Below are 16763 nucleotides of genomic sequence, written 5' to 3' on the forward strand. Positions count from 1 at the left end.
CTTCTTTGGTGGCTTCTCGAAACACATGTGGCTTTTCGCCGTTCATAGGGGAGGGTCGGGGGAACTTTCGATAGGTTAGTGTCTTTGGTCGTAGTTAAAAGCCATGGCAGAAGACGCTAAACCATGGCACAAATTCTGCACGGGTTACAGCCCCATAGCGAAAATTTTCGGCGTAAAAAGTCTCGGCATGAAAACCCTCACCGCGTAACAACTCGTAACACCCCTTGCGGTATACCCCCCTAGGGTATACACTTAAGCCATGGAAACCACTAGCAACCAGTGCTGCCACAGCACATCCACCCAGGTCAGCACCGCATCCGGAGCCCCCACTGAGGACCCCACCAAGGCACACACCAGCGCATGCTGCGGCGGCGAGGCGCCCGAAACCCAGTACGGTTACGCCTCCAACAAAGAGGCGCACCTCAAGCGCCTGCGCCGCATCGAAGGGCAGGTCCGCGGCATCGCCCGCATGGTCGACGAAGACAAGTACTGCATCGACATCCTCACCCAGGTTGCCGCGGTCTCCAAGGCGCTCCACGCCGTCTCCCTGAACCTGCTCGAAGAGCACATCGGCCACTGCGTGACCGGCGCCGCCGTCGAATCCGAACGCACAGGCGACCCGACCATCGCAGAGGCCAAGGTCAAAGAGGCAACCGCCGCGATCTCCCGCCTCATGCGCAGCTAAACGCCCCATACCTAAACACCGGGCGGCCCCAAGTTTTCAACCCATTACCGAAAGGAAATCATCATGAGCACCACCACCGTTAAGGCAACCGGCCTGACCTGCAACCACTGCGCTATGAGCGTCAGCGAAGAGGTCCGCGAAGTTCCCGGCGTGACCGGCGTGACCGTGGACGTCGTCAAGGACGGTGTCTCCACCGTGACCATTGAGCACGAGGGCACCCTCAACACTCAGGCTGTCGCAGACGCTATCGTAGAGGCTGGCTTCACCCCCGCTGTCTAGCGCGGCAGTCGGCTCGATTAGGAGTCATCATGGCTTACCCTCCGCAGTACATTGCGATGGTTGTTGGCGCGGTCCGCACCCTTGTCGGCACCGAAAATATGCACCTGCGCGACGCGATCACCCATGTGGCCAGGCAGATGAATCTGGATGCGATGCTGGTCGATTCGTGGGTGAAGCAGAGCCCCGAATATACGGCGCGTGAGGATGCGCCCGGTGCGGCACGACGTAGCGGCACGAGCGCGAATAAACGTTCCGCCGAGCACGAGCAGGGCGTGAAGGCGCGTGAGAAGGCGAATGCTTCGCCGTTCCCGCGGGCTGCCGTGAAACGTGCCTACGGCGTGTCTGATCGTGGCGCGAAGGTGACCGGTATTCGCCCACGCACGAGCAGGCCGGATGGGTTGCCCGGCGACCACTGAGCCGCCGCAGCTTTCACCCTCGCGCGCTCTCGACGCCGCGTCCTAATACTGCACCATACACCGTCCGGGGCGGGGTCCTTCGGGGCCCCTCCCCCGGCTTGGTGCGTGCTTTTTTCTACCCTCCCGTTTTTGAGTTTTGAGGAAATATTGTGTCTTCTACACAGCCTTCACCAACCACCCGTGAGCCCTCATTACAGAGTGAGCGCTCTCTTTTTAATTCCACCGGAACGACCGTAAAATCAACGGAGTCAACCCGAATCATCCACGTGAATATTCAGGGTATGACCTGTGCATCCTGTGTGGGTCGTGTGGAGCGTAAGCTCCGCAAAATCCCCGGCGTTGACCCGGCGGTGAACCTGCCGCTGGAGTCGGCGCGCGTCATCGTGCCCGATGGTGTGAGCGACGAACAGATCGTTGAGACCATCAACAATGCCGGCTACACGGCGCACCTCAAGAACGGGCCACGCGCGGGCGCTGGAACGAACGCGAGCGCATCCGGCGGCGGCAACCAGCACAGCACCCCGAGCATGAACGGCGGCTTCACTGACCGCATTATTTATGCGGCGATTTTGGGTGTGCCCATCTTCCTGATTTCCATGTTCCCGGCGTTCCAGTTCCCGAACTGGGGCTGGGTCGTGGCGATTCTGACCGCGCCGGTCGCGTTCTGGTGCGCCGCGCCGTTCCACCGCGCCGCGCTCATCAATGCCCGTCACGGCTCCTCCACGATGGATACGCTCGTGTCCCTCGGCGTGGTCGTGGCGTACTTCTATTCGCTGGCGCAGCTGCTCATGAACCCGGCGTTGACGGCGCACGTGCACCATGCGGGCGGCAGCTTCTGGTCGATGTTTACCGGCCACCATGCGCCGCTGTACTTCGATTCGGCGTCCATGGTGACGCTGTTCCTGCTGATTGGCCGCGCAATTGAGCACCGCACCCGCCACCGCTCCTCGGATGCGCTGCGCACCCTGCTGAGCATGGGCGCGAAGGAGGCGACCCTGCTGCGCACCGATAAGCAGGGCGTGACCAAGCAGGTGCAGGTTCCGGTGGAGGACCTCATGCCGGATGACCTGTTCCTGGTGCGCCCGGGCGAGAAGATTGCCACGGACGGCGTGGTGGTCGAGGGTACCTCCGCGGTGGATGCGTCCCTGCTGACCGGCGAGTCCGTGCCGGTTGAGGTGCATCCGGGTGATGCGGTCACGGGTGCGACGGTGAATACGTCTGGTTCGTTGACGGTGCGTGCGACCCGCGTGGGCGCTGAGACGACTCTGGCGAAGATGGGTGAGCTGGTGGCGAGCGCGCAGGAGACGAAGGCTCCGATTGCTCGTCTGGCAGACCGTGTTTCTGCAGTGTTTGTGCCGGTGATTTTGGCGATTTCGGCGCTGACTCTGGTCGGTTGGTGGCTGGTGTCTGGTGATGGTGCTGCGGCGTTTAATGCGGCGGTGTCGGTGCTGGTGGTGGCGTGCCCGTGCGCCTTGGGTTTGGCGACTCCGACGGCGCTGCTGGCGGGTACGGGTCGCGGCTGGCAGTTGGGCATTTTGATTCGTAATGCGCAGGTGCTGGAGGCGACGAGCACGGTTGATCGTGTGGTTCTGGATAAGACCGGTACCGTGACGACTGGTGAGATGTCTGTGGCGTTCTACGGCACTTTTGACGACTATGAGTCGGCGGGTGACTTTGCCGGTATTTCGCCGGAATCCGCAGATTCCAAGAATGAGCGTTCCCTGTCTGTTCTGCGTGATGCCGCCGCCGTGGAGGCGCTGAGTGAGCACCCGATTGCCCGCGCGATTGCCGGTTTTGCCCGTGAGCAGGGTGTGCTGGCTGAGGGTGCTTCGGCGCCGAGTGTGAGCGGCTTTGAGGGTGTTCCCGGAGGCGTGCGCGGCGTGCTGAGCGGCGCGGGTGACGGTGCCAAGGAAAGCACCGAGAATGGCGCCTCCCGACTGGTTGTTGTGGGTACTCCCGAGTACCTGCAGGCGGCAGGTGCGCAGCTGAGTGAGGGTCAGTTGGCTCTGCTGGATCAGGCTCGCCGGGCGGGTCTGACGACCGTGGTGGTTGCCCGCGGTGAGGCACCTGATGAGGCCCCGAACACCACCTCCTCTCTGCAGCCGGTCGGCATGATTTCGGTTGCCGACACCCCCAAGCCGGAGGCTGCAGAGACCATGGCACAGCTGCGTGAGCTCGGCCTGGAGCCGATCCTGCTCACCGGTGACGCCCCGCAGGTTGCGCAGGCGGTCGCCTCGCAGGTCGGCATTTCGGCTGAGAACGTGTACGCCGGCGTGACCCCGGAGGGTAAGTCGCAGGTGGTTGAGAAGTTGCAGGCCGCCGGTCACCGCGTGGCGATGGTCGGCGACGGCGTGAATGACGCCCCGGCGCTGGCTCTTGCGGAGCTGGGCATTGCGATGGGTTCGGGCACGGACGTTGCCGCGGAGGCTGCCGATATTGTGCTGACCCGCTCGGATATTGCCTCGGTGGTGACGGCGCTGCGCCTCTCCCGCGCTACGCTGCGCACCATTAAGTCGAACCTATTCTGGGCGTTCGCCTACAATACGGTGGCTATTCCGGTCGCCGTGGCGGGCCTGCTGAACCCGATGATTGCGGGTGCGGCAATGGCGTTTAGTTCGGTGTTTGTGGTGCTGAATTCTATGCGTCTGACGGCGTTTAGGAAGTAGCGAAACATAACGCGAAATTGCCCAAACATTAGCTATTGAAATAGCCTGAACGAAAAATTCAAAAGCATATCTCGCCGTGCTTTTCGCACGGTAAAAGATATAAAGAAATGCACCGCCCGTGTAAAGGCGGTGCATTTCTTTATATTCAGTTTTCACGGGCGGCGGCTTGAACGCCTAGCTTGAACAACGAGCTCAAAAGCCTGGCTCAAACGCCTCGCCCGAAAGCCCGAGCTCAACAGCACGAGCTCAGCAGCCCGGCAAAACCTCGCCGAGAACCGGGCAGAACCTTAGGCCCAGGTCACCAGGTCCTCGATGGAGCGGCGGCTCTTCGGGGCAATCTCGCGGGCACGGTAACCGAAGGTCACAGCAACGGACACGCCGTACTCCTCCGGGTCGAACAGGCCGGCAGAAGTGAGCAGCTCGTTCACTGCCTCGTAGTTCATACCCTCAATGGGGCAGGAGTCGATGCCGAGCATTGCGGCGCCGGTCATCATGTTGCCCAGGGCGATGTAGGTCTGCTTGGATGCCCAGTCGAAGAGCGCGCGGTCGCTTTCCAGGACCTTCATGTCGTTCTTCTGGAAGTTACCGTAGCGTTCGAGTGCGGCCTCCATCTGATCCTCGGTGAGATTGCGGCTTTCGAGGGTGCGGCGCATCCACGGGGTGTCGTAGCGCAGGCCCTTCTTCGCCAGCAGTACGACCAGGTGGCTTGCGTCGTCGAGGGCGCCCGCCATGCCCCAGGCGATCGGCTTGAGCTTTTCGCGCAGTTCGGGGTCCTGGATGACCAGGAACTTCCACGGCTCGGTGCCGACAGAGCTGGGCGACAGGCGCGCAAATTCGAGGATTGCGGCGAAGTCTTCGTCGCTGATACGGCGGTCGGGGTCGTAGGCGCGGGTTGCGCGGCGGCGGGCGAAAATTTCGAGGGCTTCTTCGCGGGTTACGGTCACGGTTTCATCCTTTGCATGAGGGTTTCAATACCCTGTCATGCTACACCCGCGGAGGGTGCGGGCGGCGGAAAATGTGATTAGTTACGCCCGCAGGAAATACGCCCGCGAGCGGCGGGACCGTATTGCCGGTGTCGTATTACAGGGTGTACGAAGCCGGTGGGCTGGTACCCAAGGCGCCCAGAGCGCACCTGCCCAGCACCTCCTATGATGCCCCTACTCGGCACCGGCTTTCATCCACACATCCGAGCGGGCGCGGCGGCCGAAAATGACCGCGCGGATTCCCTGGAAGTACAGAATATACGCCGCCCACAAGCCGCAATACCCGGCGAGCGCATCCATGGCACCGGCGCCAACAGCCCAGTGCAGGCCGAGCATGACCGGCACGTACATAACCAGCATGATGAAGCAGCCAATCGCCAGGTATTTCACGTCCTGCGCGCCCATGAGGATGCCGTCCAGGGTGAACACGTAGGCGGCGATGGGCTGGCCGAGGGCGATGATGACGGTGGCGATGGTGAAGAGGAACGCCACCTGCGCATCCTTAGTGAACAGCCAGGAACCGAAGAAGCCGATGAGAGGGCAGATCAGGCCGGTAATAACGCCGTAGATGAGGCTCATGCGCAGCAGCCGGTTTTTCAGCTGACGCACCTTCACGCGCTCGGATTCTACGTTCAGGTCGCGTTCGCCGAGTTCTTTGCCGAGTAGCGCCTGGGCGGCGATGGCGAGGGAGTCCAGGGCGTAGAGGAAGAGGTTAAACACGCCCATGCCGAGCTGGTAGGCGGCGGTGTGTTCGGTGCCGAATCGCGCCACAACGAACACGGTCAGCAGGGAGGCGATGCGCATGGATAGGGTGCGCAGCATGAGCCAGGAGCCGAGCGAGAGCACCGAGCGCATGCCGGCTACGTCGGGTGCCCAGCGGACGGCGTGCTCGCGGGTGCCGCGCATCATGACCACGCCGAGGGCGGCAGCCATGCCCCACTGGGTGAGGGAGGTGCCGGTCGCCGAACCGGCAACGCCCCAGCCGACCGGGTAGATGAGCAGCCAGTTCAGCACAATGTTCACGAGCGTGCCGACCGTGGCGACTTTGAGCGGGGTGACGGTGTCTTGCAGCCCGCGGAGCGTGCCGACCTGCGCGAGGATAATCATCATCGGCGGGATGCCCCAGAGCGAGTGGTGCAGGTAGTCGAGGGCGTAGCTGATGGTTTCGTCGGTCGCGCCGAGGCCGCGTAGCAGCGGGTCGGCGAAGGCGTATCCAGCGATCATGAGGAGCATGCCGAGGCCGAAGGCGACCCACACGCCGTCCACACCGATCTGCCAGGCGCGGCGCAGGTTCTTCTCGCCGAAGGCGCGCGCCACGGCGGGCGTAACGGAGTAGGCTAGAAAGTTCATGAGACCCACGACCGTGGTGACGAGCGTGGCGGCGATGCTCATGCCCGCGAGTTCTGCTTTGCCGAGTTGGCCGATGAGGGCGGAGTCGGTGAGCACGAAGATGGGTTCGGCGATGAGCGCACCGAAGGCGGGTACGGCGAGGGCGAGGATGCGTCGGTTCAGCGAAGGCTCGGCAGTATTCTTCACGGGCGCGCCGGGCGCAGTGCTACCGGGTTCGGTGCCGCCGGGTTCGGTACTACTGGATTCAGCCATAAGGTGCTTCTGTGTGCTCATCCTTCTAGGCTACTCCCCGCCGCCGCGGCGGGTGCCTGCGCGCGGGGCGGGGTGCACTCTACGAGATGGGCGTGCGAGACGGGCGCTGTTAGGCGCCTCGGCCGCGTAGTTCGTCGAGGGCGCGGCGTTCCTTCTTGGTGGGGCGGCCGCTGCCTCGTTCGCGTTTGGCGACCGGCGGCATGGAGAGGTAGGCGGGGCGCGGGCCGGAGAGGTCTTCGTAGCAGGTGACGGCAATGGGCGCGCCTACGCGTTTGACGAGGAGTTTTTCGACTTTGAAGACGCGTTCCCAGCCGGGGTAGCGGACCTTGACGATGTCGCCTTTTTTGAGTTTTTGGGAGGGTTTGGCGGGGGCGTCGTTGACGCGTACGTGGCCGCCTTTGCATTCGTCGGCGGCGAGGGAGCGGGTTTTAAAGATGCGCACTGACCAGAGCCAGAGGTCGAGCCTGGCGCTGGTTAGTGCGTTGGTGTCTTCTGCGGTCATGTGTTCATTGTGGCGCGAGGCGGGCGGGGCACCAAATCAGGTGCGCCCACCTATCCTGCGCAATCTCACCGTAATCTCACCAGGCAAATCCGCAACCGGCACCAAACCTGCCATGCGGCAGAAAATTTTCTGCTGCACGCACCAGCCTATTGAGCACAAACCCGCATCCACTAGGGGTATTGTTAAGTCACCTTCTCAAGAAGTGTTCTCAAGGCCACCTAGTTCGCGTGGTCTACGGGGGGGGTTGTGGCCGCGACGCCACGGGCTCCCCGTAACAGATTGGATATACACCATGTCAGCTTTGAAAAAGCTCCTGGCGGCTGCCCTCATCAGCACCATGCTGTCCTCTTGCTCCTTCGGTCCCACGTTGGAGAAAGATGAAAGCGCCCGCGCGATTTTCGACGTAGAAAATGATCGGGTGATTCTACCCTTGGACGCATACGACACCACCGGCAAGGACGAATACTACACCAAAGCCCTTGAGCTCGCCCGTAAAAAGTGCTTTGCCGAACACGGGCAGCACTACAAGATGTTTGTCCGCACCGAGGGGGCCGGCAGGAACTTCGGTAGGACCTACGGAATCTGGAACGTTGAGTACGCCCAAAAATACGGCCTCCACGAGCCCAATGAATCGAATACGCTGGACCTCTCCGCCCCTGCACCCTCATCCGACCCCGGGAAGGATGTCAGCACCGAATGCTATCAGCGAGCCAGCGATGAGATGAAGCAAATTGGAGAGATACCATTCGGCTCCGCCACGTATAGGCGTGTGGAGAACGACGTTCGAAACGCCGCTGGGGATAGACAGCTCAAAAAGTCCCTCGACGACGAATGGAAGCGATGCGTCAAGGATAAAGGCCTCACCCCCGATAGTGAGATGACCGTCAAGGAAGAAAAGAATATTCCTCAGAGCACCACCCCCTCAGAAGAGGAAATTCGAATCGCCGTCATCCAGGCGCAGTGCAATCAGGATGTAGGCCGTTCACAGAAGCTCTACGACCTGGAGGCGCAGTACCAGAAACCGCTCGTCGACAAGAACCAGGCAGCCCTGGAGAATGAGCTTAAAGAATTCAAGCGCCGGGACGAGCAGTTCAAGCAGTACGTCCTCGACAACCAATAACAGCGAATAACAGCCGGTTGGCCGACAGAAAAGGGTGTGTGCCGTGTTCAGTGAACACGGCACACACCCTTCATACGTTGCACCGGCCATATTGTGCCGGCTACGTTGCGCCGGTTATCCAACCCGCGGTGGTTATGCCTCCACCGTTGCGGTGCGGCGCTCCTTGAGAGCCCAGCCAATCACGCCGGTCAGCAGACCGAACGCAATCCAGGAACCAAGCACCAGCCACTGGTCACTCGTTGCAACCTCCGGGAAGTACGCAATCGAACGCAGCAGAGTCGAGGAGGCACCCGGCACCAACATCTGACCAATCTGCCCCCACACACCGGGCAGGAACACGCTCGGCATACTTGCGCCCGAAATCGGGTTACCAATGAACATGGTGATGACCGCGCCTACTGCGAGACCAATCAGCGGCGAAGACAGTGCACCCACACCCACAATGAAGAAGGCGGTCGCCAGGTAGGTAGCGCCGAACGCAGCCCACAGGGTTGCGAAGTCGCCGGGGATGATGCCGAACCAGACGTTCAGAATCAGGGCGGTCAGTGCACCACCGATGACGGAGTACAGGGTTGCGGTGGCGAAGCGGCGCCAGGTGCCGTTCACGCGCAGTACGGAGAAGGAACCGCCGAGAATACCGCCAATGACCAGCGGAAATGCGGAGATAGCGATACCGGAACCGGAGGAGTCATTCTCACTCAGGGGTACCACGACGGTGGTCTTCACCGCCATTGCGGATGCCTGCTCGGCCTGCACCTTCATCTGCTCCAGCTGGGCGGCGGCCTGCGCACCCTGTTCACCGCCCGTCTGCACCGCCTGGGTGAGGGCTTCCGTCTTAGCGGCGAGTGCCTTCTGCTGAATCTGCGCGTTCAGCTGGGTGGCAACACCGTTGAGCATCTGGGTTGCTGCGGCGTTTGCGGCTGGTGCGGTCAGCACTTCGGGGGCGGCGCCTTCGGTGAAGATGATTGCGCCGTAGGTTTCGCGCTGCTTGATTTGCTGTTCAGCCTCTTTGCGGGAGGATGCCTGCTTCAAGTCGAAGGTTTCAATACCTTGGTCTTTGAGGGACTGTTCAAACTGACTGACGGTCACCTCGGGGCCTGCGATAGAGACGGGCAGGTTCTTTGCTTCCATGGTCTTGGTGGGCCAGGTGAAAGCTAGGACGATGAGTGCTACCACCAAGGATGATAGTACGGAGGTGGTGATGACCTTGAGCCAGGAGGAACGGTCGGTGGTTTCTTGCGTGCTTGTTTCTGCAATGCTCTTTGCCGCGATCTTCTGGGATGCGGCAGCTTGGGTGGCTGCGGCGGTCACTGCTTCTGCGGTGACTGCGGTGGCGGTTTCGTTGTTCATGACAATCTCCAAACAAAATGCTTATTTCGTTTACGAGTCAGAACTCTACTCTCGATTTTTACCGAGTGCAAACAAAATAGATATTTTGTTTGTAAAGTCACAAAAAGAATCAGTGTTGTGTTTACGCGTTCTTTAGCCCCACCCCCTAGACTGGAACCATGCCCCGACTAACAGACGCCACCAAAGCCGCACGCCGAGCCCAAATCATCGAAGCCGCCATTAGCTGCTTCCTCGAAAAGGGCTACACCAACACCTCCATGAGCGACATCATCAAAGCCTCCGGACTGTCCTCCGGGTCCATCTACTCGCACTTCTCCGGCAAAGAAGACATCCTCATCACCGCCATCAACGAGCGCCTCAACAACGTCAAGGAGCTCTACGAAACACTCCCCGAAGGCGCAGGCCCCCAGGATATTCTCGAAACCATCCACACGAACCAGCTGGTAAACGACAATTTCTCCGCCATGCTGCGCATCCGCGCCAAATCGCTCCACGCACCCGAAATCGCCAGGGCAACCGCAGACACCATGCCTCTATTGCAGGGCATCATCGTAAAGACCCTCACCCCCTGGGCAGCCGAACAGCTCAGCGTTCTACACGAAATCAACCCCAATTCAGTGCAGCGCACCCCCGAACAGGAGGCGCTCATCGCCGACTACGCCCGCGACACTGCAGACGCCTTCATGATGGTCTTCCAGGGGTACATGCTCCGCTCCTTCTTCGGCACCCCCAAGGAAAAGGACCGCCTCTACCGCGTCGCCTCAGCACTTCTTCCTGAGTAGTTGACCGCCCGCTAGTCCCCAAAAATCACCCTTGAGCGGTTGTTTTTCAGCATTTAGACCATACAGGGGCAACATAGGTCATTCACATCCTGCAGGCGTAGAATCAAGGAACCATGACTGAATCCTGCACCCCCGCAACCCCCGAGCCGCGCGCCACCAACCCCACCGAGCTGAACAACCTGCGTGCCGCACACGCCGATGAGCTCTCTTCACGCACCCGCGCCACGAGCATCCCGACGGATTCCTGCTCCCTCTACGACGACGAGGCTCTCGGCGGCACCGCCGGACGCGCCACCGCTTGGCTGGCTCTCGAGCACGTGGGCCAGTGGGGCCGCGACGTGCTGGACGGCTCCGCCCTCGGCGAGGAGCTTTCGGAGGCGTTGGGTGAGGCAGTCTCGCAGGCGGGGCTGAAGTTCCTGCTGATCCGCCAGACGGGCAGGGCGGGCCGCGTGCTGCACGGTGCGCCGGATGCATCCGGCAACCCGACCCACCGGGTGCTCTACGCGCTCTGCACCCCGGGTGAAGAGAAGCTCTACTCGTTCAGCGTGAGCACCCCCGAGCAGCTCCTCGACCTACCCCTGGGCAACCCCCAGGAGTTGATTCAGGTGACCGGCGCGGAGCTCATTGATTCCCCCGCCATTCTCGTGTGCACCCACTCCAAGCGTGACCGCTGCTGTGCCCTGCGCGGTCGCCCCATTGCGGCGCACCTGGCGGATATCCTGCCGGCAAACGCGGTCTGGGAGTGCTCGCATACGGGCGGTCACCGCTTTGCCCCGGTCGGCATTATGCTGCCCACCGGCTACACCTACGGTCGCCTCTCGGAGCCTTCGGCACTGGCGGCGTACCTGTCACTGGCGGGTCGCTCCATTCCGTCGCTGCACGGCCTGCGAGGCCGCAGCACGGATACTCCAGTGGAGCAGGCGGCGGAGGTTGCCGTACGCCTCGAGCTGGAGAAAAAGGGCGAAGAAGTAACCTCTGGAGGTTTGGTTTCACGTGAAACATCGGGGCGGGAGGCATTCATTGCGCTCCGCGAGGCGGGCATCGATGTGAACGTTGAGACAAGCACTGAGTTCTCCCCTGAATTTTTTGCGGCGTTCTCGCCTAAAGATTTCTCCGAGCACCCCACCATGGAGGCGGCACTCACCTCCCACACCGACGGACGCACCTGGGTCACCTTCTTCGAGCGGGTCACCCTTGAGCCGCGCCCCAACTCGTGCGGCAAGGGTCCCGCAGATGCTTTCAGCCGCGAGCTGCTCGCGCTGCATCAGATATAAACCCTGTGCCAGCTATAACCCCTGCCCCAGCTCTAGCACCCGCGCATGATGTAGACAGCGTAAAGCCCCGGCGGGCACCTTCTCGGGTACCCGCCGAGGCTTCGCCGTATTCAGGGTTCGACATATCCAGGGTTCGGCGTAGCTGACATCTCGCCGCCCCCGGCAAACTGGCTTATCCGGCGAACGGGTTCGGCGTGCCGATGTACTGCAGCTCGGTGTACTCCTCCAGTCCCTCGGGGCCGCCCTCGCGGCCCATGCCGGACTGCTTCACGCCACCGAAGGGTGCCGCCGCGTTCGAGATCACGCCGGAGTTGTAACCGATCAGGCCGAATTCCAGCCCAGCAGCCATGCGCGTAAAGCGCGGGTGGTTGCTCGTGTACACATACGCCGCCAGGCCGTACTCGGTGTCGTTGGCGAGCTTCAGGGCGGTGCGTTCGCCCTCCTCGCCGTAGCCGCTGAACGTGGCAATCGGGGCGACGGGGCCGAAGATTTCCTCACGCCACACGCGCATCGAATCGGTCACGCCGGTCACCACGGTGGGGCGAATGAAGTTGCCCTTGTTGAGGTTCCTGGGCATGCCGCCGGTATCGCTCGGAACGTTCTCCTCAAGCTCGGGAATGTACCCGCCGCAGGCGAGGAGCGCACCCTTGCCCAGGGCGTCTTCGACCATAAAAAGCATGGATTCAACCGCTGAAGGTTGAATTAGCGGGCCGCATTCGGTTCCGTCGATGGCTCCGTCACCCACGACGGTCGCCTCCATGCGCTCCACGAAGGCGCGGGTGAACTCTTCAGCAATGTCCTCGTGCACAATGAATCGGTTGGCGGCGGTACACGCCTCGCCCATGTTCCTCATCTTCGCTGCGTAGGCGCCCTCCACGGCGGCGGGGATGTCCGCGTCCTCAAAGACGATGAACGGTGCGTTACCGCCCAGCTCCATGGAGGTGCGCAGAACGTTCTGCGAGGCCTGCGCGAGCAGGGTGCGGCCCACGGCGGTGGAGCCGGTGAACGAGACCTTCCGCAGGCGCTCATCAGCCATCAGCGCCGAGACAACCTCGCCGGTGCGGGAGGTAGTCACCACATTCAGCACGCCGTCCGGCAGGCCCGCCTCATGCATCAGGGACGCGAAGTACAGGGAGCTGAGCGGAGTCAGGGAGGCGGGCTTAAGCACCGCGGTGCAGCCCGCCGCGAGCGCCGGGGCGACCTTGCGTGCCGCCATGGCGAGCGGGAAGTTCCAGGGGGTAATCAGCAGGCAGGGGCCGACGGGGCGGCGTACGGTGGTGATCTGCAGCCCGGATTCGGGGGCAACGGCGGTGCGGCCGAAGTTGCGGGCGGCTTCTTCGGCGTACCAACGCAGGTAGTTTGCGGCGTAGGCGACTTCGCCGCGGGACTGGTCGAGGGGCTTGCCCATTTCGAGGGTCATGAGCCGGGCGATGACTTCGGTGCGCTGCATCATGAGCGTGTAGGCGCGGTTGAGGATGTCGGCGCGTTCGCGGGCGCTGGTTGCCGCCCATGAGGTGCGGGCGTCGCAGGCGGCATCGAGGGCTTCGATGCCCTGTTCGACGCTGGCGTCGGCAACGTGCGCGAGGATTTGGCCGCAGGAGGGGTTGTGCACGGGGAAGGAGCCGTTGTCACCGGTGACCCAGCTGCCGCCGATGAGCAGGTCGGTGGGCACGTAGAAGAAGGGGTAGGAGGGCCGCTCGTAGGGGTCGATGGGTTCGCGCTGCGGCATGTTGATGCTTTGCATGTGCGGTTCGGTGCGGCCTCGCAGCTGGGCGGATTTCGCGGCGGGCTTTGCGGAAGCGGAACTCTCGGCGGCGGAGCTTTCGGGTGAGGTGGTCATGGCGTGCCTTTCGGGTTGGGGCGGCCGGTGCGGTCGACTCTGACGCTTTTAATTCTAGTCCTGCACGCTCCCCTACCCCTCAAACCTGCTCCGCGCGCCTACACGCCCTTGCGTGCCTCGAACCGACCCAGCGGCTCTCTCCCCTGCCCCGCGCGCCTACACGTCCCCGCTCGCCCTCTCCCCACCCAAAAGACCGCAGGCACGCCGAAGGGGGTCGCCTCCGCTGTGGATACGACCCCCTTCAGGTGGATTCTTCAGGTAGATTCTCGCTCGGTGCGCGAGAGTCCTAGCTGGGGATTATGGAAGGCGTTGCCCGGAAGGGATGCTCGGTGTTGCATCCGCTCTGCCCGGTACCCGTGCTCTCGCCGCTTAGCGAGCGGTGAGGCGGGCACCCAGGTGGACTAGGCCCACCGGTTCTCTCAGATCCAGGACTGACGTGCTTCGATTCGAGTCAGCTCCAGGGGACCGCCATCGTTGGTGCCGTGGAAGCGGCCGAAGTGTACGTACGGACCGCGGTAGGCACTGTGGTTGATGGGGCTGGAGTACTGGCCGTTGACCGTGTAGTAGAAGCTGTTCTTGTTCAGCACGATCTTGCAGTTCAGTGCCTGGCCGGTGGTGACCTTCTGGCGCAGCTTCATGGTGTGCAGTACGCGCGGGCTGGTCTGCTTGGGTTCGAAGCAGAGGATCTGCGCTACGGAGTTACCGCGGTAGTTGGGGCGGATGGCGAGCACGTAGGTGCCGTCTTCCTGGTTTGCGGCGAACTTCTTGCCGATGCCGAAGGGGCCGTCGTGTTCGCGACCGAACGCAATGTAGCCGTAGTGGCCCGCCTGCTGCGGCAGTGCACCGGTCCACTTCATGGAGAAGTCGAGGGTGTACTTTTCGCGGGTGGTGTAGTTCGCCAGCGGGCCGAGCAGTACGGATTCGTCGTAGCGCTGGTTGTGCACGATGGCGGTGCCGGTCAGGTCGGGCATGTCCGCTGCGACGGAGGGGTCGGCAGGCAGCATGCCGTGGGGGCGCTTGCCGGTCTTGATCTTGACGCTGGAGTCGAAGGGGTCACCGATTACCCAGTAGGGGTCGGGGCACATGAAGCCCTTCACGCCCAGTGCCTTGTACTTTTCGTAGGCGGAGCGGCGGTGGATTTCCCAGACAATGACTGCCTTGCCGAGGCCGGTGAGAGCGCGTACGTTCTCTTCGCTCATGGAGCCCTGGGAAGCGCCGGTCGGCTTCTCGTAGTAGGGTACGCCGATGGCGTCCACGTTTTCGTGGCGTGCCATTGCGGAGATCTTGTCGATGGGGTCGCCACCGTCGAAGTAGCACCAGGTGGCGCAGCCTGCGGAGTTGGCAAGCTTCAGGTAGCGGGAGGTGGGCTTGAAGCCGCCGCTGCCGTCGCGGTACATCTTGATGACGGTGCGGCGCTGCAGGCCGCGTTCGGTGATGAACTTGACGAGGCCTGCCTGTGCGGGGCCGTCCTTCGCTTCGAGGAACAGTACGACCTTCTTGCCGCCGACGGAGGCATATTCGCCGCCTGCGGGTACGGCGTCAACGGCTGCGATGGCTTCTTCGAGGGTGGGGATGTTGTACAGGTCGGTCTTTTCGCCCAGGTTCTTGCGCATGTTGACCTTGTGCTGGCGCAGTTCGGCGAGGGTGTGGCCGCGCACGTCCATGGATGCGCCGGTGGTGCGCTTGATGTTGGTGTCGTGCATGCAGACGAACTGGCCGTCGCTGGTGGTGCGTACGGAAATTTCGACGGCGAGGGCGCCGCGGCGTACGGACTCTGCGTAGGCGTAGGCGGTGTGCTCGGGGCTGATGTTGCCGGCACCGCGGTGGGCGATGAAGAATTCATCGGTCTTGTAGAGCAGCTGATGTGCGGGGGAGCCGCTGTGTACTGCCGCGAGCTGTGCGCGGGTGTTGGCTGCGGCGTGGGCTTCGCCTGCCTGGAGCATGAGGGCGGCGGGCGCCAGAGTGGAGGCGCCAATGAAGCCGCGGCGGCTCAGATTCTTGGAGATCTTCGGGAATGCAGTCACCGTAGTGGTCCTTTTTTCGTTTATGAGTTGAGCGTAATGTGTGTGGTTGGTCATTGAAGTTTTGGTTTATAGCTGAGGGTCCGGATTCTCTCAACTCAAACTGCAACTTCTATGTAGGATAACGATTTTTTATCGGTGATTCACTGCGTTCACAAGCAAATAGGGTATTATGTGCGCCTCATTCTTACCCGCTGTGCAATGCGGGTGAATGTGTTCCTCCTTTTCCGCCGCTTTTAATAGCGGCATTTCATGCGGCGTTAAAAAATTTCTCGTGTAACGAAAAAAGCCGCGCCTGTAGCCCGATTGAGCCTGCAGGACGCGACCTTTTGCGTTAAGTATTTTCGCGGGTTTTCACCGCTGTTGAAGCTGAGCTATTTTCGCTGGTTCAGCTTACTTCTTGGATGCCTGAGCGACGCGGTCACCGGCTGCAACGGGGCGGCGGGACTCAGAGTCCTTGGAGATGTTGAACTTTGCGGTGTTGGTAATCATCACCATGGTTTCCTTGGAGGGGATGCGACCCTCGATAGCTGCCCAGTCGACCTCGATAATGGGTGCGCCTGCCTCAACCTTGTCACCTACGTTAGCGAGCTTGGTGAAGCCGTCGCCGCCGAGCTCAACGGTGTCGATACCGATGTGGACCAGTACCTCACCGCCGTTTTCGGTGCGGAGCATGAATGCGTGCAGGGTGTCCTGAATCAGTGCAATGGTGCCTGCAACGGGTGCGACGATGGTGCCTGCGGTGGGGTTCACTGCGTAGCCGTCGCCCATAACGCCCTGAGAGAAAACGGGGTCGGAGACTTCGCTCAGCGGCAGGTACTCGCCGGTAGCAGGTGCGACGTAGACGTCTGCGGACGATGCTTCCTGTGCGGCAGCTTCCTTCTTCTTCTTGCCGAAACCGAACATGTATGCTCCTTCTGGTCGTGTTGCGCTATGAATAGCGTGTATTTGTAGCGCTGATGCGTCCGCGTCGGATGCGGGCGTCGTTGCCTTCTTGGTTTCACACCGGGCGGCGCCTGCCTGAATTGCAGGGTTCGCACACTCCGGTGCATATGCACTCAGAATACAACACCTAAACCCGTAGCTCACGAGCTGAGGGTCATTCGACTCGAATTCTGCAAATATTCCGCAAATCTGGAACTTCAACTCACACTTCTGCACTCTTGAGGTCGCGAGTACACTTAGTGAAGGACTGGCACCCCTCCCCCGAGCCGGTGCCCATAAGAGAGAAAAGGCTGAAACT

14 protein-coding genes are annotated in these 16763 nt (G+C 61.8%); 7 read left to right on the top strand and 7 right to left on the bottom strand.

What is annotated here, in order from left to right:
* The first annotated feature begins 259 nt into the window (after positions 1-259).
* The 4 genes from HMPREF2927_RS09345 to HMPREF2927_RS00580 all read left to right on the top strand — a co-directional run bounded on the left by HMPREF2927_RS09345 (position 260) and on the right by HMPREF2927_RS00580 (position 4046).
* On the top strand, positions 260-685 hold the full coding sequence (locus HMPREF2927_RS09345; RefSeq protein WP_070684671.1) for a metal-sensitive transcriptional regulator: 426 nt from the start codon (positions 260-262) through the stop codon (positions 683-685).
* Positions 686-748: 63 nt separating this feature from the next.
* Positions 749-964 carry a heavy-metal-associated domain-containing protein gene (locus HMPREF2927_RS00570; RefSeq protein ID WP_070684673.1) on the top strand — a complete coding sequence of 72 codons (216 nt, stop codon included), beginning with the start codon at positions 749-751 and terminating at the stop codon, positions 962-964.
* 29 nt (positions 965-993) lie between these two features.
* Entirely contained in the window at positions 994-1380 is a 387-nt protein-coding gene (locus HMPREF2927_RS00575; protein WP_070684675.1) for a chorismate mutase, read from the top strand.
* 146 nt (positions 1381-1526) lie between these two features.
* Complete coding sequence (locus HMPREF2927_RS00580; protein WP_070684677.1) at positions 1527-4046, top strand: heavy metal translocating P-type ATPase; 2520 nt, start codon at positions 1527-1529, stop codon at positions 4044-4046.
* Between the two features lie 287 nt (positions 4047-4333).
* On the opposite strand, the gene HMPREF2927_RS00585 is transcribed toward HMPREF2927_RS00580, so the two are convergent.
* The 3 genes from HMPREF2927_RS00585 to HMPREF2927_RS00595 form a co-directional block, all read right to left on the bottom strand.
* Positions 4334-4990: an NAD(P)H-dependent oxidoreductase gene (locus HMPREF2927_RS00585; RefSeq protein WP_070684679.1), complete on the bottom strand. Its 657-nt coding sequence runs from the start codon at positions 4988-4990 to the stop codon at positions 4334-4336.
* Between the two features lie 213 nt (positions 4991-5203).
* Positions 5204-6652: an MATE family efflux transporter gene (locus tag HMPREF2927_RS00590; RefSeq protein ID WP_083311132.1), complete on the bottom strand. Its 1449-nt coding sequence runs from the start codon at positions 6650-6652 to the stop codon at positions 5204-5206.
* An 88-nt stretch (positions 6653-6740) separates the two neighbouring features.
* Positions 6741-7133, bottom strand: a complete 393-nt coding sequence (locus tag HMPREF2927_RS00595) for an RNA-binding S4 domain-containing protein (protein WP_005504266.1) — start codon at positions 7131-7133, stop codon at positions 6741-6743.
* A 292-nt stretch (positions 7134-7425) separates the two neighbouring features.
* Between HMPREF2927_RS00595 and HMPREF2927_RS00600 the strand changes: the two genes are divergently transcribed.
* Positions 7426-8253, top strand: coding sequence for a UDP pyrophosphate synthase (locus tag HMPREF2927_RS00600; RefSeq protein WP_070684681.1), 828 nt, complete (start codon positions 7426-7428; stop codon positions 8251-8253).
* A gap of 132 nt (positions 8254-8385) precedes the next feature.
* Here the strand turns inward: HMPREF2927_RS00600 and HMPREF2927_RS00605 are convergent, their stop codons facing one another.
* The gene (locus tag HMPREF2927_RS00605; RefSeq protein ID WP_233992306.1) at positions 8386-9603 is read right to left on the bottom strand and encodes an ABC transporter permease; all 1218 of its coding nucleotides are present in this window, start codon (positions 9601-9603) and stop codon (positions 8386-8388) included.
* A 158-nt stretch (positions 9604-9761) separates the two neighbouring features.
* On the opposite strand from HMPREF2927_RS00605, the gene HMPREF2927_RS00610 reads away from it, so the two are divergent.
* Together HMPREF2927_RS00610 and HMPREF2927_RS00615 are read left to right on the top strand one after the other, a co-directional pair.
* The gene (locus HMPREF2927_RS00610; RefSeq protein WP_070684683.1) at positions 9762-10385 is read left to right on the top strand and encodes a TetR/AcrR family transcriptional regulator; all 624 of its coding nucleotides are present in this window, start codon (positions 9762-9764) and stop codon (positions 10383-10385) included.
* 113 nt (positions 10386-10498) lie between these two features.
* Positions 10499-11659 carry a sucrase ferredoxin gene (locus tag HMPREF2927_RS00615; RefSeq protein ID WP_070684685.1) on the top strand — a complete coding sequence of 387 codons (1161 nt, stop codon included), beginning with the start codon at positions 10499-10501 and terminating at the stop codon, positions 11657-11659.
* 172 nt (positions 11660-11831) lie between these two features.
* On the opposite strand, the gene HMPREF2927_RS00620 is transcribed toward HMPREF2927_RS00615, so the two are convergent.
* The 3 genes from HMPREF2927_RS00620 to HMPREF2927_RS00630 all read right to left on the bottom strand — a co-directional run bounded on the left by HMPREF2927_RS00620 (position 11832) and on the right by HMPREF2927_RS00630 (position 16426).
* Complete coding sequence (locus HMPREF2927_RS00620) at positions 11832-13499, bottom strand: NAD-dependent succinate-semialdehyde dehydrogenase (protein WP_070684687.1); 1668 nt, start codon at positions 13497-13499, stop codon at positions 11832-11834.
* A gap of 419 nt (positions 13500-13918) precedes the next feature.
* On the bottom strand, positions 13919-15523 hold the full coding sequence (locus HMPREF2927_RS00625; RefSeq protein WP_070684689.1) for a glycerophosphodiester phosphodiesterase: 1605 nt from the start codon (positions 15521-15523) through the stop codon (positions 13919-13921).
* A 390-nt stretch (positions 15524-15913) separates the two neighbouring features.
* On the bottom strand, positions 15914-16426 hold the full coding sequence (locus HMPREF2927_RS00630) for a PTS sugar transporter subunit IIA (RefSeq protein WP_044150002.1): 513 nt from the start codon (positions 16424-16426) through the stop codon (positions 15914-15916).
* Positions 16427-16763: the final 337 nt, after the last annotated feature.

The sequence above is a fragment of the Rothia sp. HMSC061E04 genome, from assembly GCF_001813685.1.
Classification (GTDB): domain Bacteria; phylum Actinomycetota; class Actinomycetes; order Actinomycetales; family Micrococcaceae; genus Rothia; species Rothia mucilaginosa.

Coding starts and splice junctions, on each gene's coding strand:
- HMPREF2927_RS09345 (WP_070684671.1), top strand. CDS start 260: ATGGAAACCACTAGCAACCAGTGCTGCCACAGCACATCCACCCAGGTC.
- HMPREF2927_RS00570 (WP_070684673.1), top strand. CDS start 749: ATGAGCACCACCACCGTTAAGGCAACCGGCCTGACCTGCAACCACTGC.
- HMPREF2927_RS00575 (WP_070684675.1), top strand. CDS start 994: ATGGCTTACCCTCCGCAGTACATTGCGATGGTTGTTGGCGCGGTCCGC.
- HMPREF2927_RS00590 (WP_083311132.1), bottom strand. CDS start 6,652: ATGAGCACACAGAAGCACCTTATGGCTGAATCCAGTAGTACCGAACCC.
- HMPREF2927_RS00595 (WP_005504266.1), bottom strand. CDS start 7,133: ATGACCGCAGAAGACACCAACGCACTAACCAGCGCCAGGCTCGACCTC.
- HMPREF2927_RS00600 (WP_070684681.1), top strand. CDS start 7,426: ATGTCAGCTTTGAAAAAGCTCCTGGCGGCTGCCCTCATCAGCACCATG.
- HMPREF2927_RS00605 (WP_233992306.1), bottom strand. CDS start 9,603: ATGAACAACGAAACCGCCACCGCAGTCACCGCAGAAGCAGTGACCGCC.
- HMPREF2927_RS00610 (WP_070684683.1), top strand. CDS start 9,762: ATGCCCCGACTAACAGACGCCACCAAAGCCGCACGCCGAGCCCAAATC.
- HMPREF2927_RS00615 (WP_070684685.1), top strand. CDS start 10,499: ATGACTGAATCCTGCACCCCCGCAACCCCCGAGCCGCGCGCCACCAAC.
- HMPREF2927_RS00620 (WP_070684687.1), bottom strand. CDS start 13,499: ATGACCACCTCACCCGAAAGCTCCGCCGCCGAGAGTTCCGCTTCCGCA.
- HMPREF2927_RS00630 (WP_044150002.1), bottom strand. CDS start 16,426: ATGTTCGGTTTCGGCAAGAAGAAGAAGGAAGCTGCCGCACAGGAAGCA.